At 71.9% G+C, this 21,694-nt stretch carries 20 protein-coding genes; 9 read left to right on the plus strand and 11 right to left on the minus strand.

The features are described from left to right. Positions 1-19 precede the first annotated feature (19 nt). Positions 20-613 (minus strand): M23 family metallopeptidase, encoded by a 594-nt coding sequence (locus IE257_RS36225; RefSeq protein ID WP_189974101.1) that lies wholly within the window; start codon positions 611-613, stop codon positions 20-22. Between the two features lie 343 nt (positions 614-956). Here IE257_RS36225 and IE257_RS36230 point away from each other — a divergent pair, with 343 nt between their 5' ends. Continuing rightward, entirely contained in the window at positions 957-3,932 is a 2,976-nt protein-coding gene (locus tag IE257_RS36230) for an NACHT domain-containing protein (protein WP_189974102.1), read from the plus strand. 71 nt (positions 3,933-4,003) lie between these two features. On the opposite strand, the gene IE257_RS36235 is transcribed toward IE257_RS36230, so the two are convergent. Then, the gene (locus tag IE257_RS36235; protein ID WP_189974103.1) at positions 4,004-6,529 is read right to left on the minus strand and encodes an ATP-dependent Clp protease ATP-binding subunit; all 2,526 of its coding nucleotides are present in this window, start codon (positions 6,527-6,529) and stop codon (positions 4,004-4,006) included. A gap of 463 nt (positions 6,530-6,992) precedes the next feature. On the opposite strand from IE257_RS36235, the gene IE257_RS36240 reads away from it, so the two are divergent. After that, positions 6,993-7,589 carry an SCO3374 family protein gene (locus IE257_RS36240; RefSeq protein WP_189974104.1) on the plus strand — a complete coding sequence of 199 codons (597 nt, stop codon included), beginning with the start codon at positions 6,993-6,995 and terminating at the stop codon, positions 7,587-7,589. On the opposite strand, the gene IE257_RS36245 is transcribed toward IE257_RS36240, so the two are convergent. The 7 genes from IE257_RS36245 to IE257_RS36275 form a co-directional block, all read right to left on the minus strand. Beyond that, on the minus strand, positions 7,568-7,906 hold the full coding sequence (locus tag IE257_RS36245) for a histone-like nucleoid-structuring protein Lsr2 (RefSeq protein ID WP_053175663.1): 339 nt from the start codon (positions 7,904-7,906) through the stop codon (positions 7,568-7,570). The genes IE257_RS36240 and IE257_RS36245 overlap by 22 nt on opposite strands. Positions 7,907-8,071: 165 nt before the next feature. Beyond that, positions 8,072-8,602: an amino-acid N-acetyltransferase gene (locus IE257_RS36250; protein ID WP_030389726.1), complete on the minus strand. Its 531-nt coding sequence runs from the start codon at positions 8,600-8,602 to the stop codon at positions 8,072-8,074. An 11-nt stretch (positions 8,603-8,613) separates the two neighbouring features. After that, entirely contained in the window at positions 8,614-9,066 is a 453-nt protein-coding gene (locus IE257_RS36255; RefSeq protein WP_189974105.1) for a BlaI/MecI/CopY family transcriptional regulator, read from the minus strand. 102 nt (positions 9,067-9,168) lie between these two features. Further along, positions 9,169-9,333: a hypothetical protein gene (locus IE257_RS36260; protein WP_184791606.1), complete on the minus strand. Its 165-nt coding sequence runs from the start codon at positions 9,331-9,333 to the stop codon at positions 9,169-9,171. A gap of 14 nt (positions 9,334-9,347) precedes the next feature. Beyond that, positions 9,348-9,941 carry a hypothetical protein gene (locus IE257_RS36265; protein ID WP_189974137.1) on the minus strand — a complete coding sequence of 198 codons (594 nt, stop codon included), beginning with the start codon at positions 9,939-9,941 and terminating at the stop codon, positions 9,348-9,350. A 134-nt stretch (positions 9,942-10,075) separates the two neighbouring features. Continuing rightward, a complete protein-coding gene (locus IE257_RS36270; RefSeq protein WP_030389722.1) occupies positions 10,076-10,261 on the minus strand; it encodes a DUF397 domain-containing protein in 186 nt (61 codons plus the stop codon). A 232-nt stretch (positions 10,262-10,493) separates the two neighbouring features. Continuing rightward, positions 10,494-11,624: a threonine aldolase family protein gene (locus IE257_RS36275; RefSeq protein ID WP_189974106.1), complete on the minus strand. Its 1,131-nt coding sequence runs from the start codon at positions 11,622-11,624 to the stop codon at positions 10,494-10,496. Positions 11,625-11,736: 112 nt separating this feature from the next. Between IE257_RS36275 and IE257_RS36280 the strand changes: the two genes are divergently transcribed. The 5 genes from IE257_RS36280 to IE257_RS36300 are packed head-to-tail and all read left to right on the plus strand — an operon-like array spanning position 11,737 to position 17,178. Continuing rightward, on the plus strand, positions 11,737-12,648 hold the full coding sequence (locus IE257_RS36280; protein WP_229920874.1) for a Rossmann-like and DUF2520 domain-containing protein: 912 nt from the start codon (positions 11,737-11,739) through the stop codon (positions 12,646-12,648). Beyond that, on the plus strand, positions 12,645-13,637 hold the full coding sequence (panC, locus tag IE257_RS36285; RefSeq protein ID WP_189974107.1) for a pantoate--beta-alanine ligase: 993 nt from the start codon (positions 12,645-12,647) through the stop codon (positions 13,635-13,637). Before IE257_RS36280 ends, panC begins: the two co-directional genes overlap by 4 nt. Further along, positions 13,634-15,394, plus strand: coding sequence for an L-aspartate oxidase (locus IE257_RS36290; protein WP_189974108.1), 1,761 nt, complete (start codon positions 13,634-13,636; stop codon positions 15,392-15,394). The genes panC and IE257_RS36290 overlap by 4 nt, the downstream gene beginning before the upstream one ends. 2 nt (positions 15,395-15,396) lie before the next feature. After that, complete coding sequence (gene nadC, locus IE257_RS36295) at positions 15,397-16,365, plus strand: carboxylating nicotinate-nucleotide diphosphorylase (protein WP_189974110.1); 969 nt, start codon at positions 15,397-15,399, stop codon at positions 16,363-16,365. 3 nt (positions 16,366-16,368) lie between these two features. Further along, a complete protein-coding gene (locus IE257_RS36300; RefSeq protein ID WP_052876528.1) occupies positions 16,369-17,178 on the plus strand; it encodes a type III pantothenate kinase in 810 nt (269 codons plus the stop codon). Positions 17,179-17,277: 99 nt separating this feature from the next. On the opposite strand, the gene IE257_RS36305 is transcribed toward IE257_RS36300, so the two are convergent. Then, positions 17,278-17,487: a hypothetical protein gene (locus IE257_RS36305; RefSeq protein ID WP_189974111.1), complete on the minus strand. Its 210-nt coding sequence runs from the start codon at positions 17,485-17,487 to the stop codon at positions 17,278-17,280. 196 nt (positions 17,488-17,683) lie between these two features. Between IE257_RS36305 and IE257_RS36310 the strand changes: the two genes are divergently transcribed. Both IE257_RS36310 and IE257_RS36315 read left to right on the plus strand, forming a co-directional pair. Then, a complete protein-coding gene (locus IE257_RS36310) occupies positions 17,684-18,811 on the plus strand; it encodes a DUF5937 family protein (protein ID WP_189974113.1) in 1,128 nt (375 codons plus the stop codon). A 254-nt stretch (positions 18,812-19,065) separates the two neighbouring features. Then, complete coding sequence (locus IE257_RS36315) at positions 19,066-20,616, plus strand: M28 family metallopeptidase (protein ID WP_189974115.1); 1,551 nt, start codon at positions 19,066-19,068, stop codon at positions 20,614-20,616. Between the two features lie 89 nt (positions 20,617-20,705). Here IE257_RS36315 and IE257_RS36320 read toward each other — a convergent pair whose 3' ends face one another. Then, entirely contained in the window at positions 20,706-21,650 is a 945-nt protein-coding gene (locus IE257_RS36320; RefSeq protein ID WP_189974141.1) for an SAM-dependent methyltransferase, read from the minus strand. Positions 21,651-21,694: the final 44 nt, after the last annotated feature.

Consider the following 21,694-nt stretch of genomic DNA (forward strand, 5'->3'; position numbering starts at 1 on the left):
GTCGGACGAGTCGGACGCGTCAGACGGTGACGCCGTTGGTGCGCAGGAAGGCCACCGGGTTGACGGCGGAGCCGTAGTTCGGGGTGGTGCGGATCTCGAAGTGCAGGTGCGGGCCGCTGGAGTTGCCGGTGTTACCGGAAAGGGCGATGCGCTGCGAGGCCTTGACCTTCTGGCCGATCTTGACCTGGATCTTCGAGAGGTGCGCGTACTGCGAGTACGTGTTGTTGGCGTGCTTGATCACGATGGCGTTGCCGTACGCGGGGCCGTCGCCGCCGCCGTTCGGGCCGGCCTTGACGACGACGCCGGCGGCCGCGGCCTTGACCTGGGTGCCGACCGGGACGGCGAAGTCCTGGCCGGAGTGCTTGTGGGACCACATGTTGCCGCCCTTGCCGAAGGTGGCGGACAGCGTGTACTTCTCCAGCGGCTTGTCCCAGAGACCGGTCTTCGAGGCGCCCGCGGCACCGGCGGCGCCGGCCGCCTTGGCGGTGACGGCGGTCTGCGGGGCGTCTGCGAACGCGGCGGTCGTGCCCGCCCCGAGGGCCAGCACCGCACCGAGAGCGGTGGTGCCGACAGCGATACGGGTACGACGGGTGTTGACGCGCTTCGCGAACATGTGCAGACCTCCGGGGCCGGGGACAAGGGGGGTTTCACACCTGTAAGAGGCATGAAGTGACCCGGCACGATGAAGCGCGTGCCGGGCTGGCTCATCCTTGGTAACCCGAGCCCCCGTACTTCCCCAAACCTCCCCATTACTACTCGAACTCGTAGCGGAGGCCGGGCTCTCCGGCCTGTTGACGGCGGTTTTCCAGGGACGGAGCCCCCACCCCGAGGTCCATTTGATCTACGAATCCGCCTAGTACATCCGATTTGTCCTGTGCGGCTTGTCACCGCACCCGGAACCCCGGCCCCACCGAAACCAGGACCGTTTGAGGCCCACGTCACTAGGCTCCAGCGTCGTGGACGCATCGGTGTTGGGGATCCGGCTGGCCTCGGGGGTCGTGTCCCCCCTCGTCAGGAAGCTCTTCCGGCAGGAGGGGGCGGGCGCGGGCCTGGTGGACCGGCCGCACCGGATCTCCTCCTACCTGGCCTGGCGCGAGAAACGCGGCCTGGACGCCGCCGACCTGCGGAAACTCGCCGACCGCCTGGTGGAGGAGGCGTTAGCCGCCCCCGGGGAACAGCCCCTGCCACCCGGCGAGGAAGCGGGCGTGTCCGCCGCCCTCGCCGCCACCCTGCACGCGCTGGGCGACCTCGCCCTCTCCGACGTGGAAGCCGTCCGCCTCGGACCGCAGGCCTTCGCCCGCAGGCTCCGGGCCGCCGCCCCGCACCCCGGGCTCTCCCGGGACGCCGAGCTCTTCCACGCACGCCTGGTGGATCTGGCCTGCCTGCACATCCTGAACTTCTTCACCCAGCGCTCCACCTTCGTGGCCGCGACCCTCGTCGAGCAGAGCCGGCTGCACGCCGAGACCATCGCCAAGGTGGACGAGCTGCTGACCCGCGTCCCCCGCCAGGACGGCCGCGACGCCGCCTTCGAGGCCCGCTACCTGGACTACCTGGCCCGGCGCCACGGCACCCTCACCATCTTCGGCCTCGACCTGGCCCCGGGCTCCTCCCGCTGGCCGCTGGACACCGCTTACGTGAGCCTGGAGGTCTCCGCCGCCCGCGGGGCGGGCGGCGGAACCCGGACCGGGGACCGTGAGGGCGCCCTCCCCTCCGCCTACTCCCTGCCCGCCGACCGGCTGCTCGCCGGGCACCACCGCGTCCTGCTGCGCGGCGAGGCCGGATCCGGCAAGACCACCCTCATCCAGTGGCTGGCCGTCTCCGCCGCCCGGAACCCCGGCGCGGGGACCGTCCCCTTCGTCCTGCCGCTGCGCACCCTGACCCGGCACGGCGAGCGGCTGCCCGCGCCCCGCGACTTCCTCGCCGGCTCCCCGCTGGCCGGGGAGGCCCCGGGCGGTTGGGAGGGCCGGGTGCTGCGCGACGGGCGCGCCCTCCTGCTCGTCGACGGCATCGACGAGATCCCGGAGGCCGAGCGGGACCGCGCCCGGGACTGGCTGGCCGACCTGATCACCGCCTGCCCCGGCAACCGCTGGCTGGTGACCTCCCGCCCCACGGCGGTCCGGCAGGACTGGCTGGCCGCCGTGGACTTCTCCGAGGTGACCCTGACCCCGATGAACCCGGCGAACGTACGGGCCTTCATCGAGCGCTGGCACGCGGCCGCGGACCACACCCCGCCCGAGTACCGGGAGCAGCTGCTGGACTCCGTGGCGAAGAAGCCGGACCTGGCCAGGCTGGCCACCAATCCACTGCTGTGCGGCATGATCTGCGCCCTGCACCGGGAGCGCCGCGGCTTCCTGCCCTCGGGCCGCAAGGAGCTGTACGCGGCCGCCCTGTCCATGCTGCTCCACCGCCGCGACCGCGAGCGCGGCCTGCGGCTGCCGGACCTGGCCGAGGAACCCCAGCTGCAGCTGCTCCAGCGGCTCGCGTACTGGCTGATCCGCAACGGACGCACGGAAATGGACCGCTCCCGGGCCGAGGCACTGATCGAGGACGCGCTGCCCGCCGTGCCGGCCGCCGGTGTGCTCGGCGGCGCACCGGCCGTGTTCGCGCACTTCCTGGAGCGCACCGGACTCCTGCGGGCCCCGACGGAGGACACCGTCGAGTTCGTCCACCGCACCTTCCAGGACTTCCTGGGCGCCCGGGCGGCCCTGGACGAGGGCGGCGTCGGCGAGCTGACCGGCCACGCGGAGGACGACCAGTGGGAGGACGTCATCCGCATGGCGGTGGCCCAGGGCCGCCCCCGCGACCGCGCCGAAATCATCCGGGCCCTGCTGGCCCGGAACTCCAACCGGTCCGTGCTCCTCGCCTACGCCTCCTTGCAGTACGCGACGGAACTGGACCCCGCACTGCGCGCCGAGGCCGAGGCCGCCGTACGGCACCTGCTGCCGCCCCGGAGCATCGAGGAGGCCAAGGAACTGGGCCGCACCGGCCCGCTGGTGCTGGAGCTGCTGGCCGACCCGGCCACGGCGAGCGAGGAGGACGCGCTCATGGCCGTCGCCGCGGCCGGCGAGACCCTCTCGGAACTGGCGATCCCCTATCTGGCGGGCTTCCGCAACAAGCCGTCGCCCGCGGTCCACCACGCCCTGGTCTCGCTGTGGGGCCGCTTCGACGCCCGGAAGTACGCCCGGGAGGTGATCGAGCACCTCCGCCACGATCCGCACGCCCTGCAGATCCTCAGCGACTCCCAGGCCGACGCCCTGCACACGTTCGCGCATCCGCCGGGGCTCATCGTGCGCGACACCGTGTCCGCCCGGGCCCTGTCCGCACTGTGCTCCCGCGTCCAGGTGGTCAGTCTGGCCCTCTTCCATCTCGGAGAGCTCAGCGACCTGGAATTCCTGCGCGAACAGGCTTCGATCGAGGTACTGGAGATCCTCCGCTGCCCCGGCCTCGCCGATGTGACGGCCCTGTACGGCCTGCCGATGCGGGTCGCCCGCCTCAGGATGTCCGTACCGGGCCTGCACGAGGTCATCGCGAGCTGGCCCCGGCTGCGCTCGCTGGAGCTCTACTCGCCGTATCCCTGGTCGGCCTGCGGCCTCGCGCCCGGGGCGGAGCTGGAATCCCTGGTCCTGGACACGCCCGCGGTGCACCTTGAGGGCCTGGGACGGCATTCCGGCCTGCGCATCCTGAACCTCGGGCACCGCTGGAGGCCATCCGACCCGGCCGACTGGGCCGAGCTGTCCCGGCTGGATCAGCTGGAGGAACTCGCCGTATCGGACGAGGTGCTGTCGGACCTGGTCGAGCACCTGAGGCTGCCGTCGCTGCGGACCCTGCGGCTGTACGGGGACGAGGTGCTCGCGCCGGATCTGGAGGAGCGGCTGGCACAGCGCCTGCCGGAGACCGACGTCGAGTCCTTCTACCAGGTGTACGAGCAGTGACCCACTGACGGAAAAAGGGGCGGCCCCGGAACCTTCCGGTTCCGGGGCCGCCCCTTGGCACTCGGCCGCGCTTACGCGCCCTTCGACAGGTCCGGGCCGGAGCCCGTGGCCTCGATCGGGGGAAGGTCCGGCAGGGCCGCCTTCTCCTCGCCGCGGAAGGTGAACTTGGCTTCCTCGCCCTCACCCTCCTTGCCGACGACCACGATGTGACCGGGACGCAGCTCGCCGAAGAGGATCTTCTCCGACAGGATGTCCTCGATCTCGCGCTGGATGGTCCGGCGCAGCGGCCGGGCACCCATGATCGGGTCGTAGCCGCGCTTGGCGAGCAGGAGCTTCGCGTCACCGCTCAGCTCGATGCCCATGTCGCGGTCCTTCAGGCGCTCGTCCACCTTGGCGATCATCAGGTCGACGATCTGGACGATGTCTTCCTCGGTGAGCTGGTGGAAGACGACCGTGTCGTCGACACGGTTGAGGAACTCGGGCCGGAAGTGCTGCTTGAGCTCTTCGTTGACCTTCGCCTTCATCCGGTCGTATCCGGTCTTGGTGTCGCCCTGGGCCGCGAAGCCCAGGTTGAAGCCCTTCGAGATGTCCCGGGTACCCAGGTTGGTCGTCATGATGATGACCGTGTTCTTGAAGTCCACGACCCGGCCCTGGGAGTCGGTCAGACGACCGTCCTCCAGGATCTGGAGAAGGGAATTGAAGATATCCGGGTGGGCCTTCTCGACCTCGTCGAAGAGGACGACGGAGAACGGCTTCCGGCGCACCTTCTCGGTGAGCTGGCCGCCCTCTTCGTAGCCCACGTAGCCGGGGGGCGAACCGAAGAGACGCGAAACCGTGTGCTTCTCGCTGAACTCCGACATGTCGAGGGAGATCAGCGCGTCCTCGTCGCCGAAGAGGAATTCGGCGAGCGTCTTGGAGAGCTCGGTCTTACCAACACCGGACGGACCGGCGAAGATGAACGAGCCACCCGGACGCTTCGGGTCCTTCAGACCCGCACGGGTACGGCGGATCGCCTGGGAGAGCGCCTTGATGGCGTCCTTCTGGCCGATGACCCGACGGTGGAGCTCGTCCTCCATGCGGAGCAGTCGCGAGGACTCCTCCTCGGTGAGCTTGAAGACGGGAATGCCGGTCGCGGTCGCGAGGACTTCGGCGATGAGCTCGCCGTCGACCTCGGCGACGACGTCCATGTCGCCGGCCTTCCATTCCTTCTCGCGCTTGGTCTTCCCCGCGAGCAGCTGCTTCTCCTTGTCGCGGAGAGAAGCCGCCTTCTCGAAGTCCTGGGAGTCGATGGCCGACTCCTTGTCACGGCGCACGGCCGCGATCTTCTCGTCGAACTCGCGGAGGTCCGGCGGCGCGGTCATCCGGCGGATGCGCATCCTGGAGCCGGCCTCGTCGATCAGGTCGATCGCCTTGTCCGGGAGGAAGCGGTCCGAGATGTACCGGTCCGCCAGCGTCGCCGCCTGGACGAGGGCCTCGTCCGTGATGGAGACGCGGTGGTGGGCCTCGTAGCGGTCGCGCAGGCCCTTGAGGATCTCGATCGTGTGGGGGAGGGAAGGCTCCGCCACCTGGATCGGCTGGAAGCGGCGCTCAAGAGCCGCGTCCTTCTCGAGGTGCTTGCGGTACTCGTCGAGCGTCGTGGCACCGATGGTCTGGAGCTCACCACGGGCCAGCATGGGCTTCAGGATGCTGGCGGCGTCGATCGCGCCCTCGGCGGCACCCGCACCCACGAGGGTGTGGAGCTCGTCGATGAACAGGATGATGTCGCCGCGGGTGCGGATCTCCTTGAGCACCTTCTTCAGGCGCTCCTCGAAGTCACCGCGGTAGCGGGAACCCGCGACCAGGGCGCCGAGGTCAAGCGTGTAGAGGTGCTTGTCCTTCAGCGTCTCGGGAACCTCGCCCTTGACGATCGCCTGGGCCAGGCCCTCGACGACGGCGGTCTTGCCGACGCCGGGCTCGCCGATGAGGACCGGGTTGTTCTTCGTACGGCGGGACAGCACCTGCATGACCCGCTCGATCTCCTTCTCGCGCCCGATGACCGGGTCGAGCTTGGATTCGCGGGCCGCCTGGGTGAGGTTGCGGCCGAACTGGTCCAGGACGAGCGAGGTCGAGGGCGTGCCCTCGGCCGGGCCGCCGGCCGTGGCCGATTCCTTGCCTCCACCGGTGTAGCCGGAGAGCAGCTGGATGACCTGCTGCCGGACTCGGTTGAGATCGGCGCCCAGCTTCACGAGGACCTGGGCGGCGACGCCCTCGCCCTCGCGGATCAGGCCGAGCAGGATGTGCTCGGTGCCGATGTAGTTGTGGCCGAGCTGGAGGGCCTCTCGGAGCGAAAGCTCCAGGACCTTCTTCGCCCGCGGAGTGAAGGGGATGTGGCCGGACGGGGCCTGCTGCCCCTGACCGATGATCTCCTCAACCTGCTGGCGAACAGCCTCGAGCGAAATCCCGAGGCTCTCCAGGGCCTTAGCGGCGACACCCTCACCCTCGTGGATCAAGCCCAGGAGGATGTGCTCGGTGCCGATGTAGTTGTGGTTGAGCATCCGGGCTTCTTCCTGAGCCAGGACGACAACCCGCCGCGCGCGGTCGGTGAACCTCTCGAACATCGTTTATCGCTCCTCAGAGCGGTCGGGCAGTTCGGGGTCGGTCCCCGCCCTGTCCTTCCGCATGCTAGTCCCGCGGGGCGGGACAGCTCATTCCAACTGCCGACATCCGTCCACGGCTCACCCCTGCATCAGCGGGAAAACCGGCTTGAAGAGCCGACAACTGCTCCAACTCGATGGTGCGAGACGATGTTCCCGCAGGCCAGGCAGATACCCGTCATGCGTGTACGCCGACGGCGAACGGAGGCCCGTCAAATCAGCGTGTCGCCCCGATCCACTAGGAATGTCTTACCCGTAAGGACTGACACTCCATGCCGGTGGCACCGGTTCCCTCCGCTAAGGGCGAACACAGTTGCGTCCCGAATGCGGGACTCCGGCCATCATGGACGTTTACGTTCCGCATGGTGTTGCGTGCGGTCTGTCACATTGAGCGTAACCCCGGGGCGTTTCGGAAGTTGCTCCGGACATGGCCGTAACCCTCCCGCCGCTCGCCCCGTCACTCGTGCCGCCGCCCCGCACGGCGCCCGAGGAGGACGCGTACGCCACCTGGTACGGAAGGACGCTCGGCTGGACCGCCACGGGCGGGCCGCCCGCCCGGCTCGCGACCGGGATCCGGTTCGACGTGCTGGAGCTGCCCTCCGACGCAGGAGCGGCGCTGCTGCGCAGGCCGGTCGCCACGGGCCCGGTGGCGCTGATGGGGCGCCGGATGCGGTTCCTGGTGGCCGCGGGGAGCGCAGAGGAGCTGGAGGGGCTGCTCGACTGGCTGGAGTGGGGCGGGGTCGCCCTCGATCTGACCGCCCTGGGTGCGGGTGGCCGGATCACCGCCCCGGCTCCCCCGGGGCTGCCCCCGGGAGAAAGCCCTCGGGGGGCCGCCGTGTGGCTGCGACCCCCCGAGCAGGGGTGTGAGGCACTGCTGCCGACCCTGCCCGGTCCCGGGCGGGCCGCCGGACCCGCTCACGGGCCCGACCTCGTACGCCTGGTGGCTGCGGCGGCGACGGAATGCCACCGGGCGCGCCTGGGACGGCGTACGACGGGGGTCCGTCAGCCCTTGGCCTTCTCGTAGGCCTCGCGGATCTCGGCCGGGACGCGGCCGCGGTCGTTCACGTTGTAGTTGTTCTCCTTGGCCCACGCGCGGATCTCCGCGGTGTCCGGGTGACCGGTCGCCACCGAGCCACGGCCCTTGGCGCGGGCGGCGGTGGCACGGCCACCGGTGCGGCGGCCGCCCTTGGTGTACGGGTCGAGCAGACCGCGGAGCTTTTCAGCGTTGGCGGTGGTGAGGTCGATCTCGTAGGTCTTGCCATCCAGAGCGAACGTCACCGTCTCGTCCGCCTCGCCACCGTCGAGGTCGTCGACAAGAAGGACCTGAACCTTCTGTGCCACCGGGATTTCCTTTCATCGAAAAGCAGTACGCGGAAAGGAAACCGCTTTTGCCTGGAAAACACAAACCCCCGGGGAGAGGTTCGAGACCGCAACAGGGCGGGAAACGTGCGCGATTCGGACATAGGCCACAGGTGCGCAGAGCGCCGGAAAAGCTGAGGCCATCGATCAGAGGTGCAGAAGCATCCGACTGTTGCCCAAGGTGTTCGGCTTCACTCGTTCGAGACCGAGGAACTCGGCGACACCCTCGTCATAGGAACGCAGGAGCTCCATGTACACATCGGTCTTGACCGGGGTCTCGCCGATCTCGACGAAGCCGTGCTTCGCAAAGAACTCGACTTCGAAGGTCAGGCAGAAAACCCGGCTCACCCCGAGCGTGCGGGCGGTGCGCAACAACTGCTCCAGCACCTGATGCCCGACTCCGCCGCCCTTCAGGTCGCGGTCGACGGCGAGAGTGCGTACTTCGGCAAGGTCTTCCCACATCACGTGGAGAGCGCCGCAGCCGACGACCTGGCCGTCGGAGTCGCGTTCCGCGACCCAGAACTCCTGGATGTCCTCGTAAAGGACGACCGGTGCTTTGTCGAGCAGGATCCGCTGCTGCACGTACTGGTCGAGGAGGCGGCGCAGCGCGGGAACATCACGCGTGCGGGCACGGCGGATCGTCACTGTTTCTGCATGTGCAGTGGAAAACTCTCCCATGGCTGCGGACGCTATCGCCCCGGTGGCTCCGGGCGCTCGGCGGAGTCCCCTTCGGCCGTGGGCGGAGCGGGAGGTTCGGCGGCGGCGTCGGCGGCGGACTCACCGTCGTGCTGCACGACGCGCACGGCGTCACGGAGTGCTTCGCGCTGTTCCGCGGACATCATGCCGAAGAAGGCGACGAGGGCGGCCGCCGGGTTGTCGCTCGTCGACCAGGCTTCGTTCATCAGCGCGGCCGAGTAGGCAGCGCGGGTGGAGACCGCCGTATATCGATAGGCGCGGCCTTCGGCTTCCCGCCGGACCCAACCCTTCTGATGAAGATTGTCCATAACGGTCATCACCGTGGTGTACGCGATGGACCGTTCCTGCTGGAGGTCTTCCAGTACTTCTCGGACGGTGACCGGGCGGTTCCACTGCCACACCCGCGTCATGACGGCGTCTTCGAGATCTCCCAGTGGGCGAGGCACAACAGCACGATAGTGCGGCTTGTATGGAATTGCCCGACTATTCGCTCGGCAACGCGCCACGAAAACGGGCGCACGGCCGGTGCGGCCGCACGCCCTGAGGGGTTACTTCTGCTGCTGGGTGGCCTCGGCCCGGGCGAGCACGGCATCGACCGCCGCGTCCTCCTTGGCCTTGTTGGCGCCGCCCTGGCTCTTCACGATCGTCACGACGAGAGCGATGAAGAACGCGGCCATCACGAAGGGGGGCACGAGCGCGGAGACGTAGTCCATGCCCCACAGCGTAGCTACCCGGCGACCCGCCCGGCCGCCGGGGGCGGGGCGGGCTTGCGGCGCGGCGGGAACACCTCACCGGGCGTGGGGATCGGCCGCTCGGGGCGCGGCTGCTCCTCGGGGTGGGGCGCCGGATGCGACGGCTGCTCGTCCTTCTCCTTGCCGCCGGCGCCCTTGCCTCCGGCGTCCTTGCCGCCGGCCAGTGCCAGCAGCCGGGTCCGGGGCGCCGGGGCGGTCGACAGCCGTCGGCGTACGGAACGCTCCGCGACGGCCCGGACCCGCTCCAGCAGCGCCGCGGCGACCGGATTGGCGCGGAGCGCGCGCAGGGCGGCGAGGTCGTCGGGTTCCGGTTCGTACCCGGCGGCCAGGGCGTCCTGCAGCAGCTCCAGGTAGCCGGACAGACTGCCGGGCAGGGCGCTTCGGTAGCGCGCGAGGTCCGCGAGGAGGAACGCTCTGAGCCGGCCCGCCTCCAGGACCGCGTCGTCCACCGACTGCGCGAGGCGCAGGCAGTCCTGGACCTCCTCGGCCGCCAGGGGGGCCGAGGAGGACTGAAGGGCGTGGGCGAGGAGACGCCTGAGCAGGTGCAGCTCAGCGGCGCTGAACGCCATGCCGCCGCGGGATCCGTAGGGCGTGGGCATGGGGCCGAAGATACGCGCTAATCGGACAAAATCCCCTGATCGTGGGCACGGCGCGGCGCGGCGGGTCCCTCGGCCGGCCCCTCGGCCGCCCCCCTGCCGGCCCCTCAGCCGGTCTCTTTGACCGCGCGCAGGAAGTCGGCCCAGGCGGCCTGGGTGGTGGCGAGCACGAGGTGGGCGGGGTCGGCGCGATCGGCGACCTTGACGAGGGCCCCGGGGGCGGTGGCGACGTATACGCAGGCGTCGCCCTCGCTGCAGAACGAGGACTTCCGCCACGCGGGCTGAGTGGTCATGGTGTCTCCTCCGGGCGCGGTGGCCGGTAATTGCCGTGAAGGGACGGTAACGCCGTGGCCGGTCCCCGCCGGTGACTTTCCGGAATTCGGTGTTTCCCGGGCACTTCGCTCCCGGGGTGCGGGCCGCGGCGCGGCGGGCCGGGCGGAGCCGGGCAGGGCCGGGCGGAGCCGGGCAGACCGTGCAGGGCCGGGCAGGGGCCCCGCCCGGGCAGCGGCGGCCCGCCCGGCCGCGTCAGATCCGGGCCACGAAGGCCGATACCGCTTCGTGGACGTCGGATTCCGTCCAGGCCAGGCCAGGCTCCGTGATGTCGAGTTCCGTCACCGCCAGACCCGGCGGCCCCTCCGCGGACCAGCGACGGAAGAGGACCGTGCCCGTCTCCTCCGCCTGGCGCAGACCCGCCTCCGTCAGCCGGTCCGCCTCGTACGGGAGCCACACCTGGAACTGGTGCGTGTGCGGCTCCTCCGGATTGATCCGGGCCCACGGGACCCCCGAGTCCGCGAACGCCGACCGCAGCGCCGCGGCCACCACCCGCGCCTGGGCGACGTACGACGGCAGCCGCGGCAGTTCCCGTTCCAGTCCGGCCAGCGCGGACAGGGCCTGCGGGAACTGCCGGAAGATCTGGCCGCCGTAGCGGTGGCGCCAGACCCGGGTCTCCTCCACGAACTCCCGCGGCCCCGCCAGCGCCGCCCCGCTCAGCCCGCCGAGCGACTTGTAGAAGGAGACGTAGACCGAGTCCGCGAGCCCCGCGATCTCCGGCAGCGTGCGCCCGAAGTGGACGGTGGACTCCCACAGCCGGGCCCCGTCGAAGTGCACGACCGCGTCCCGCTCCCGGGCCGCGTCCGTCAGCGCCTCCAGCTCCTCCCAGGTGGGCAGCAGGAAGCCCGCGTCCCGCAGCGGCAGCTCCAGCATCAGCGTGCCGAACGGCTCCCGCAGCGAGGCGACCTCCTCGGCCGACGGCTGGCGCGCCTCCGTCGTCGGGTGCGCCACCCGCAGTCCGGAGACCGCCGACAGGGCACCCCCCTCCCAGCGCTCCGGATGGCTCATCGGGTGCAGCGCCACCACCGGGTTCCCGGTCCGGGCGGCCCAGCACCGCAGCGCGATCTGCTGCGCCATCGTCCCGCTCGGGAAGAACGCCGCGTCCTGCGTCCCCAGCAGCTCCGCGACCCTGCGCTCCAGCGCGGTGACGACCCCGTCGCCGTAGACGTCAGCCGGGCCGTCCAGGTCGTAGGGGGCCTCGGCGAGGGAGCCGAGCAGCTCCCCGACCGTGGGCTCCAGCAGGCTGTGCGACAGCCGCCGGCCCGCCCCTCGCCAGGCCGCGACCAGCCGCTTCGTACGTTCCGTGTCCTCGCTGTTGTCACTCATGAGCACAAATCCTCGCCCCCGTCGCCGCCGACCGGCCAACAGCCCCAGGAGCTAGCATGGCGGCGTATCGTCCGGTACCCCCCGCGGACTGGAACGGAAGGGCCCTCCCCGCGTGAATCCATCACAGCCGCCACGCCCTGCCCGGCTCGCCGTCGGCGTCGTCGGAGCCGGCCGCGTCGGTCCCGCCCTGGCGCGCGCGCTCCAGCAGGCCGGACACCGGCCGGTCGCCGTCTCCGGTGTCTCCGACACCTCCGTGCGCCGGGCCGCCCGGATGCTGCCCGACGTACCGATCGTGCCGCCCGCGCAGGTGCTGGAGCTGGCCGACCTGGTGCTGCTCACCGTCCCCGACGACGCACTGCCGTCCCTCGTGGAGGGCCTCGCCGAGACCGGCGCGGTCCGGCCCGGACAACTCCTCGTGCACACCTCCGGCCGGTACGGGACCTCCGTGCTCGACCCGGCGCGCCGCGCGGGCGCCCTGCCGCTGGCCCTGCACCCGGCGATGACCTTCACCGGCACCGAGGTCGACGTGCAGCGGCTCGCCGGCTGCTCCTTCGGTGTCACCGCCCCCGACGAGCTGCGCCTGGCCGCCGAGGCCCTGGTCATCGAGATGGGCGGGGAGCCCGAGTGGATCGCGGAGGAGAACCGTCCGCTCTACCACGCGGCCCTCGCCCTCGGCGCGAACCACCTGGTCACGCTGGTCGCCCAGTCGATGGAGCTGCTGGCCGAGGCCGGGGTGGAACACCCCGACCGGATGCTCGGCCCGCTGCTCGGCGCGGCTCTCGACAACGCCCTGCGCTCCGGCGACGCCGCCCTGACCGGGCCGGTGGCCCGCGGCGACGCCGGTACGGTCGCCGCGCACGTCTCGGAGCTGCGCCGGCACGCGCCCGGCGCCGTCGCCGGATACCTGGCGATGGCCCGCGCCACCGCGGACCGGGCCCTCGCGCACGGTCTGCTCAAGCCCGAACTCGCCGAGGACCTGCTCGGTGTGCTCGCCGACACGAAGTCCGACGGGGGCGACCGGTGACCGACCTGCTGCTGCACACCGCCGAGGAGCTGCACAAGCTGCCGCGCACCGGCCGCCGGGCCGTGGTGATGACCATGGGCGCCCTCCACGAGGGCCACGCCACCCTGATCCGTACGGCTCGCGAGCAGGCCGGGCCGGGCGGCCAGGTCGTCGTCACCGTCTTCGTCAACCCGCTGCAGTTCGGGGCGGGCGAGGACCTCGACCGCTACCCCCGCACCCTCGACGCAGACGTCGCGATCGCCGAAGCGGCGGGCGCCGACGCGGTGTTCGCCCCCGCCGTCGACGAGGTCTACCCGGGCGGCGACCCGCAGGTGCGGATCACCGCGGGCCCGATGGGCGAGCGCCTCGAAGGAGCCACCCGCCCCGGGCACTTCGACGGGATGCTGACCGTCGTCGCCAAGCTGCTCCATCTCACCCGCCCCGACCTGGCCCTCTTCGGCCAGAAGGACGCACAGCAACTGGCCCTGATCCGGCGGATGGTGACCGACCTGAACTTCCCCGTCGAGGTGGTCGGCGTACCGACCGTCCGCGAGGAGGACGGGCTCGCGCTGTCGTCCCGCAACCGCTACCTCTCGACCGCCGAGCGGCACACCGCCCTCGCCCTGTCGCGCGCCCTGTTCGCCGGCCGCGACCGACTCGCCGCGCAGGCGGCCCTGCGCGCCCGCGCCGAGGCCGCCCCGGCCAGCGACGAGCGGGCCACCGCCCTGGCCCGACTGGGCGAGATCCGGGCCTCCGCCGACGCGCACGCCGTCTCGGCGGCGGGCGCCGGGCTGCCGGACGCCGTCCGGGCCGCCGCGCTCCACGTCCTGGAGGAGGCGGGCCGCCACGAGCCGCCGCTCGTGCTGGACTACCTGGCGCTGGTGGACCCGCTGGACTTCACCGAGACCGGTCAGGACTTCACCGGGCGGGCCGTGCTGGCCGTCGCCGCGAAGGTGGGCTCGACCCGGCTGATCGACAACATCCCATTGGAATTCGGAGCACACTCGTGAGCACACCGGGCAGAGGCCCCGCAGGCAGCGGCGGCGCAGACACGGCCGCGGGCACCGGCATACGGCTGCACGCGCCGGCCCCCGGCTGGTCCCTCGACGCCGATGTCGTGGTCGTCGGTTCCGGCGTGGCGGGCCTGACCGCGGCGCTGCGCTGCGCCGCCGGGGGCCGCCGTACCGTCGTGGTCACCAAGGCCCGGCTGGACGACGGCTCCACCCGCTGGGCCCAGGGCGGTATCGCCGCGGCCCTCGGCGAGGGCGACACTCCGGAACAGCACCTCGACGACACCCTGGTCGCGGGTGCGGGCCTGTGCGACGAGGAGGCCGTACGGCTGCTCGTCACCGAGGGCCCGGACGCCGTACGGCGGCTGATGGCCACCGGCGCCGTCTTCGACACCTCCACGGAGACCGGCGAGATAGAACTGACCCGCGAGGGCGGCCACCACCGCCGCCGGATCGCGCACGCGGGCGGCGACGCCACCGGCGCCGAGATCTCCCGGGCGCTCGTCGAGGCCGTCCAGGCCGCGGGCATCGAGACCGTCGAGAACGCCCTCGTACTGGACCTGCTCCAGGACGCGCAGGGCCGTACGGCCGGTGTCACCCTGCACGTCATGGGCGAGGGCCAGCACGACGGGGTCGGCGCCGTCCACGCGCCCGCCGTGATCCTCGCGACCGGCGGCATGGGCCAGGTCTTCTCCGCCACCACCAACCCGTCGGTGTCCACCGGCGACGGCGTGGCGCTGGCGCTGCGGGCCGGCGCCGAGGTCTCCGACCTCGAATTCGTGCAGTTCCACCCGACGGTGCTCTTCCTCGGCCCGGACGCCGAGGGGCAGCAGCCGCTGGTGTCGGAGGCGGTCCGCGGCGAGGGCGCGTACTTGGTCGACGCGGACGGCGTGCGCTTCATGCAGGGGCAGCACGAGCTCGCCGAGCTGGCGCCCCGCGACATCGTCGCCAAGGGCATCATGCGCCGTATGCAGGAGCAGGGCGCGCAGCACATGTACCTCGACGCCCGGCACTTCGGCGCGCAGATGTGGGAGCAACGCTTCCCGACCATCCTGGCCGCCTGCCGCTCCCACGGCATCGACCCGGTGACCGAGCCGATCCCGGTCGCACCCGCGGCGCACTACGCGTCCGGCGGCGTCCGCACCGACCTGCACGGGCGGACCACCGTCCCCGGTCTGTACGCCTGCGGCGAGGTCGCCTGCACCGGTGTGCACGGCGCGAACCGGCTGGCCTCCAACTCGCTGCTGGAGGGCCTGGTCTTCGCCGAGCGGATCGCCGAGGACATCGTCGCCGAGCGGCCCGCCGGCAGCGGCCCGGGCATACCGGTCCCCGCGACCGGCCCGCTACAGCCCGCCGGGGCCCGGTACGAGGTCCAGCGGATCATGACGGACGGCGCGGGCGTGCTCCGCTCCGCCGCGTCGCTGAACGCGGCCGCCGAGGCCCTCGAAGCGCTGTACGCCACCGCCCTGAACGATCTCGAAGCGCACGGCAGGACCGCCGAGCCGGGCGTGGACACCTGGGAGGCCACGAACCTGCTGTGCGTGGCACGGGTCCTGGTCGCCGCGGCGCAGCGGCGCGTGGAGACCCGCGGCTGCCACTGGCGCGAGGACCACCCCGAGCGGGACGATGCGCACTGGCGCCGCCACCTCGTCGTCCGGCTCTCCGCGACCGAGAAGCGCGCCCTGGTGGTCGTACCCACCGACTCCGCGGACTTCCCGTCCGTGCACCCCCTGAGCACCCCGAGCCTGGAGCAGTGACCGTGAGCACCCCCGAACTTCCCCTGATCGACCAGAACGACGGCGGCTGCGGCGACGACTGCGCCTGCGGCGACGGCGAGGAGAGCGGCCTCGACCCGGCGCTCGCCCAGCTGCTGGCGGACGCCGGCCTGGACCCGATCGAGGTCGAGGACATCGCGCACATGGCGCTGTCCGAGGACCTGGACGGCGGCGTGGACGTGACGACCGTCGCGACCGTGCCGGAGGAGGCCGAGGCCGTCGCCGACTTCGTCGCGCGCGAGGACGGCGTCGTGGCCGGTCTGCGCATCGCCGAGGCCGTGTTCTCCGTGGTCTGCACGGAGGCCTTCGAGGTGGAGCGGCACGCGGAGGACGGCGACGCCGTCACGGCCGGTCAGCTGCTGCTGTCCGTGCGCTCGCGCACCCGTGACCTGCTCACGGCGGAGCGCAGCGCGCTGAACATCATGTGCCGGCTGTCGGGCATCGCGACGGCCACCCGCCGCTGGGCCGACGTGCTGGAGGGCACCGCGGCGAAGGTCCGCGACACCCGCAAGACCACGCCGGGCCTGCGCTCGCTGGAGAAGTACGCGGTGCGCTGCGGCGGCGGCGTCAACCACCGGATGTCGCTGTCGGACGCGGCGCTGGTCAAGGACAACCACGTGGTGGCGGCGGGCGGTGTCGCGCAGGCCTTCAAGGCCGTGCGCGAGGCCTTCCCGGAGGTCCCCATCGAGGTCGAGGTCGACACGCTGGAGCAGATCGGCGAGGTCCTGGAGGCCGGCGCCGACCTGATCCTGCTCGACAACTTCACCGTCGAGCAGACCGCGCAGGCCGTGGCCCTGGTCGCCGGCCGTGCGGTGCTGGAGTCCTCGGGCCGCCTCACACTGGGCACGGCGCGCGCGTACGCGGAGACCGGCGTGGACTACCTGGCCGTCGGCGCGCTGACGCACTCCTCGCCGATCCTGGACATCGGGCTCGATCTGCGCGAGGCGGTGTAACCCGTGCTCCTCACCATCGACGTAGGCAACACCCACACGGTCCTGGGCCTGTTCGACGGTGACGAGATCGTCGAGCACTGGCGCATCTCGACCGACCCGCGGCGCACGGCCGACGAGATGGCCGTGCTGATGCAGGGCCTCATGGGCATGCACCCGATGCTCGGCAGCGAGCTGGGCGACGGGATCCACGGCATCGCGATCTGCTCCACGGTGCCGTCGGTGCTGCACGAGCTGCGCGAGGTCACCCGGCGCTACTACGGCGACGTGCCGGCGGTGCTGGTGGAGCCCGGGATCAAGACGGGCGTGCCGATCCTCATGGACAACCCGAAGGAGGTCGGCGCGGACCGCATCATCAACGCGGTCGCGGCGGTCGAGCTCTACGGGGGCCCGGCGATCGTGGTCGACTTCGGTACGGCGACCACCTTCGACGCGGTGTCCGCGAAGGGCGAGTACGTGGGCGGGGTGATCTCCCCGGGCATCGAGATCTCGATGGAGGCGCTCGGCGTACGGGGGGCCCAGCTGCGGAAGATCGAGCTGGCGCGGCCGCGGAACGTGATCGGGAAGTCCACGGTCGAGGCGATGCAGTCGGGCGTGGTCTACGGCTTCGCGGGACAGGTCGACGGGGTCGTGACCCGGATGGCGAAGGAGCTGGCCGGACCGCACGGCGACCCGGACGACGTCCGGGTCATCGCCACCGGCGGACTGGCTCCGATGGTGCTGGGCGAATCCTCGGTGATCGACGACCACGAGCCGTGGCTGACGCTGATCGGGCTGCGGCTGGTGTACCAGCGCAACGCGCCCAACTTCGAGTAGACCGGCACCGGGCGGGGCGGGCGGGGCGGCGCGTGCGTCGCACCGGTCCGGCCGGGCGGTGGGTTCCCGGGCCGGGTCCGGCCCGCAGCCGCCGCCGCGTCAGCACGGCCGCGGGCGGACCAGTATCCGGCGCAGGGCCGCACGCCACGGGTGGCGGCCCGAGCCGCCGTCCATGACGGCGCGGGCCTGCGCGTAGGTGCGGGCCGAACGCAGGACGGCGACGTCGTCGCGGCCGGGCGGCGGGGGCATCGGGGCGCCCTGCTGGGAGGCCCGGTAGGTGTCGAGGAGGTACTGCTCGATGGCGCTCATGGCTCAAGCCTCACCCCGTCGGCGGCATCCCGCACGACAGTTGACGTTCCCCGTCAATCCACGGCCCGAAAGCGCCCCCGCGTGGCGGATGATCACTCGTCCGGACGCCGCGCCGGGCCGCTGACGATCACTCGTACGGCGGCCCGGCGCGGACCTCCCGACGTCCCCGACCTGCGCGGACCGTGAGAATGGCCTGATGAGCGTCACCATCGACATCGCAGGCCTGCCCACCGAGCGGATCACTTTCGCGCCCTCCCCGCTCGCGGAGCTCTGCATGTCCCTGCACGCGCTCTCCCAGCCCGCGCACCACCCCGGGCTGACCTCCTGGACCACCGCCACCGCCGCCTCCCTCGATCCGTGCCTCGCGGACCGGCTGCTGGAGGCCGACTTCATGTGGCGGAGCTCCTTCTCCGACATCTTCATGGCCTTCGCCGGGATCACCGGCGGTACCGGGCAGCCGGCCGCCACGCTGGCCGAGGAGCTGGACGTACTCGACCGGCTGGACGACGAGCGGTTCGTGCATGCCGCCATGGAGCACTGCTGGCTGGCGCTCTACAACGACGGCGGCCCCGCCACCTCCCCCCTGGCGAACCCGGCGGCGCGGGCCAAGGCGCTGGAGACGGCCGCCGCCCGCGGCCCGCGCCAGCTGGAGTTCTCGGTGCGGCTGCTCGACGACACCGCCGCCGTACGGGTGTGGATGCGGCGCCTGCTGGAGGACTGCGACGAGGCCTTCTTCGCCGAGACGTGGAAGCGCGTCGAGCCGGGCCAGAGCGCCGACGCCCGGCACAAGACCGAGGTGCTGCGCCGCAAGGGGCTGCCGACCGCGCTGAAGGAGGTCTCGGCGGCCCTCAGCATCGACGAGCGCGGCACCACGATCACCGCCGACAAGATGGTCCACGGGTCGACCACGGCCACCGATCACCGAATAGGCGCCGGCCTGGTGTTCGTGCCGACCAACTTCGGCTGGCCGCATCTGCTGGTGCTGCACGCCCCGGGCTGGCGCCCGGTGGTCCACTATCCTCTCGGCTCCCCCGAACTGGCCTCCGCGCCGGGCTCGGTGGAACTGCTCCAGCTGCGGATGGAGGCGCTGGCGCACCCCATGCGGATGCTGCTGTGCCGGAGCCTGGCCCGGGCCCCGTACACGACGAGCGAACTGGCGACCGTGTACGGGATCACCGCGCCGGAGGTGTCGCGGCATCTGGCCGTCCTGAAAAAGGCGGGCCTCATGCACACGCGGCGTCAGGGTCGGTACGTCCAGCACCAGTTGGACCTGACGGCGGTGGCCCGGATCGGATCGGACTTCATCGAGGGCATCCTCCGCTAGCTCCGGACCGGGGCTCGGGACGACGGGCGGTTGGCCGGAATCACACGGCCCGTATTCACCGATATGCGGAATTCATAAACCGGAATCAGCGAAAACTCTGGCCATGGTGGCCACTTGCTGTCTAACGTGCGTCCACCGATCCCCCACGTAACGCGCACCACTTCTGCGCACCCGCACCACCACGATCCGCCATGCTCCGCCTTGCTGTGCCTGCTCCGCCCTGCCCTGCTCGTCTTTGTCGTGGAAGGACCTTCATGCCCTCACGCCGTATAGCCGCAGCAACCGCCGCCCTGGCAGCCGCGGCCCTCGTCTCGCCCCTGCTGCTGGCCGGACCCGCCGGCGCGACCGGGAGCCCGCAGAGCGACGCCGCCCGCGGTGACGCCCTCGCCAGGAAGCTGGTCAAGGAGGCGACCGGCAAGGGCGCCTACAACCACCTCAAGGTGCTGCAGTCGCTCGCCGACTACAACAACGGCAACCGTGCGGCCGGTTCCAAGGGCCACGAGCAGTCGGCCAAGTACATCGAGGCCGTGATGAAGGCGGCCGGATACACGGTCACCCGCAACGAGTTCGACTTCGTCTACGTCGAGACCATCGAGGAGAAGCTGACGGTGGGCGGCGCGAACGAGCGCGACGTACCGATCCACCTGATGACCTACACGGCGAACTCCCCGGAGGGCGGTGTGACGGCCCCGGTCGCCGTCGCCCCGGTCGACGCGGACGGGACGAACGGCTGCGAGCCCGGCGACTTCGCCTCCGGCACCTTCACCGGCAAGATCGCCCTGGTCAAGCGCGGCGGCTGCACCTTCGCGGTGAAGCAGCAGAACGCGGCGACCGCCGGCGCGGTCGGCGCGATCATCTACAACAACACCGCGGGCGCCCTGAACGGCACCCTCGGCGACCCGACGCTGGGCAAGGTCCCGACAGGCGGCATCACCCAGGAGGACGGCGAGAAGCTCGCCGCCGAGGCCGCCGCAGGTCCGGTCGAGGTCACCCTCGACATCCGCGAGCTGCGCGAGAACCGCAAGACGTTCAACGTCATCGCCGAGACCAAGGGCGGCGACGCGGACAACACCGTCTTCCTCGGCGCACACCTCGACTCGGTCGCGGCAGGCCCGGGCATCAACGACAACGGCTCCGGCTCGGCGGGCATCCTCCAGGTCGCCCAGCGACTCGCGAGCGAGCAGAAGAAGGTCAAGAACAAGGTCAAGTTCGCCTGGTGGTCGGCGGAGGAGTTCGGCCTGCTCGGCTCCGAGGCGTACGTCGCCGGACTGACGGACGCGCAGAAGAAGCAGATCAAGCTCTATCTGAACTTCGACATGATCGCCTCGCCGAACGCCGCCTACTTCGTCTACGACGGCGACGACTCGGACGCGACCGGCGCGGGCCCCGGCCCGGCGGGCTCCGCCCAGCTGGAGAAGGGGATCACCGACTTCCTCGACTCGAAGAAGATCCCGCACGAGGGCACCGACTTCTCGGGCCGCTCGGACTACGGCCCGTTCATCGAGGTGGGCATCCCCTCCGGCGGCACCTTCACCGGCGCCGAGGGCATCAAGACCCCGGAGCAGGCCGCGAAGTTCGGCGGCCAGGCGGGCGTCGCCTACGACGTGAACTACCACGGCAAGGGTGACGACATCACCAACATCGACCAGAAGGCGCTCGACATCAACGTCGACGTCATCGCGGACGCGGTCGGCCACTACGCGCACGACCTGGCCCCGCTGTCGAAGCCGGTCGTCTCGCAGCCCACGGGCGGCTCGGGCAGCGGCGGCGGCCTGCACCAGGGCCACGACGAGGTCCAGCAGTAACCAGGTGAGCGCATGACGACGAGGGCCGGGATCCGCCACTGGATCCCGGCCCTCCGCGCTGTCCGGCAGGTCAGTGCGCCGCCGGCAGGTCAGTGCGCCGCCGGCCGCCCCGGCCACGCGGGGGCCGGGATGCCGACCGGCTGCACCAGCCAGCCGAAGGCTCCCAGGCCGGCGCGGTCCGTCAGCTCGGCGGCCTCGCCGGCCGCGGACAGAGCCCGTACGTAGGCCACCGGGTCCGCCCCGGCCAGGGCCAGCGGGGGCCGGGCACCCGAGACGCCGAGGGCGGCCAGCGCCTCGCGCTGGGTCAGCAGGACCGCCCCCGGCCCCGCGCAGGAGTCCAGGGCCACGTGGGCGGTGACGTCACAGGTGCCGTCCGGGACCGGCGGGACCTCCCGCCCGGCGCGAAAGCCCGTCAGGGTGCCGTACGGGGGCCGCGCGTCCCGGGTGTGGACGTAGTCCACCGCCACCGCCAGGCCCCGCTCCAGGGTCCCCGCAGCCGCCGCCCAGGCCTCGTCCCGGGCCCGGCCGATCTCCGCGCGGCCGCCGCCCGGCCACCACCGCTCCAGCCAGGCCCGGTCCGCGCCGTCCAGCGGGCCGCCCGGGCGCTCCGTACCGTCCGGGGCGACCATGACGTAGCGCCCGTCCTCGGCGATCTCCAGGGGCACGTTGTCCAACCACTCGTTGGCGAAGAGCAGCCCCGTCGCCCGGTCGGGCGGGGCCGCGACCCAACGGATCCGCGGGTCGAGCCCGGCCGGCCGCTCGGCCCGTTCCACGGCGTACGGGCGCAACCGCGCGACCGTCCCCGGCTCCAGCGCGGCGAGCACCCCCGCCAGCAGCTCCCCCCGGCCGGCCCCCATGTCCACCAGGTCCAGCTCCGCCGGATGCCCGAGCTCGGCGTCCACCCACTCCAGCAGCCGGGCCACGGCCCCCGCGTACAGCGGCGAGGCGTGCACGGAGGTACGGAAGTGCCCGGCCGGCCCCGGCCCGCCCGGCCGCACGTAGAAGCCCCCGGGCCCGTACAGCGCGGCGTCCATCGCCCTGCGCCACCGGACCCGGTCCACACCTTCACCCTGAGAGC

The sequence above is a fragment of the Streptomyces avidinii genome, assembly GCF_014650695.1.
GTDB lineage: Bacteria > Actinomycetota > Actinomycetes > Streptomycetales > Streptomycetaceae > Streptomyces > Streptomyces avidinii.

What these genes read in the sequence shown, in the direction of transcription:
- IE257_RS36240 (WP_189974104.1), top strand. Translation starts at nt 6,993, where the DNA reads ATGGCCGTAACCCTCCCGCCGCTCGCCCCGTCACTCGTGCCGCCGCCC.
- IE257_RS36320 (WP_189974141.1), bottom strand. Translation starts at nt 21,650, where the DNA reads ATGGACGCCGCGCTGTACGGGCCCGGGGGCTTCTACGTGCGGCCGGGC.
- IE257_RS36305 (WP_189974111.1), bottom strand. Translation starts at nt 17,487, where the DNA reads ATGAGCGCCATCGAGCAGTACCTCCTCGACACCTACCGGGCCTCCCAG.
- IE257_RS36235 (WP_189974103.1), bottom strand. Translation starts at nt 6,529, where the DNA reads ATGTTCGAGAGGTTCACCGACCGCGCGCGGCGGGTTGTCGTCCTGGCT.
- IE257_RS36250 (WP_030389726.1), bottom strand. Translation starts at nt 8,602, where the DNA reads ATGGGAGAGTTTTCCACTGCACATGCAGAAACAGTGACGATCCGCCGT.
- IE257_RS36265 (WP_189974137.1), bottom strand. Translation starts at nt 9,941, where the DNA reads ATGGCGTTCAGCGCCGCTGAGCTGCACCTGCTCAGGCGTCTCCTCGCC.
- IE257_RS36225 (WP_189974101.1), bottom strand. Translation starts at nt 613, where the DNA reads ATGTTCGCGAAGCGCGTCAACACCCGTCGTACCCGTATCGCTGTCGGC.
- IE257_RS36270 (WP_030389722.1), bottom strand. Translation starts at nt 10,261, where the DNA reads ATGACCACTCAGCCCGCGTGGCGGAAGTCCTCGTTCTGCAGCGAGGGC.
- IE257_RS36315 (WP_189974115.1), top strand. Translation starts at nt 19,066, where the DNA reads ATGCCCTCACGCCGTATAGCCGCAGCAACCGCCGCCCTGGCAGCCGCG.
- IE257_RS36260 (WP_184791606.1), bottom strand. Translation starts at nt 9,333, where the DNA reads ATGGACTACGTCTCCGCGCTCGTGCCCCCCTTCGTGATGGCCGCGTTC.
- IE257_RS36275 (WP_189974106.1), bottom strand. Translation starts at nt 11,624, where the DNA reads ATGAGTGACAACAGCGAGGACACGGAACGTACGAAGCGGCTGGTCGCG.
- IE257_RS36310 (WP_189974113.1), top strand. Translation starts at nt 17,684, where the DNA reads ATGAGCGTCACCATCGACATCGCAGGCCTGCCCACCGAGCGGATCACT.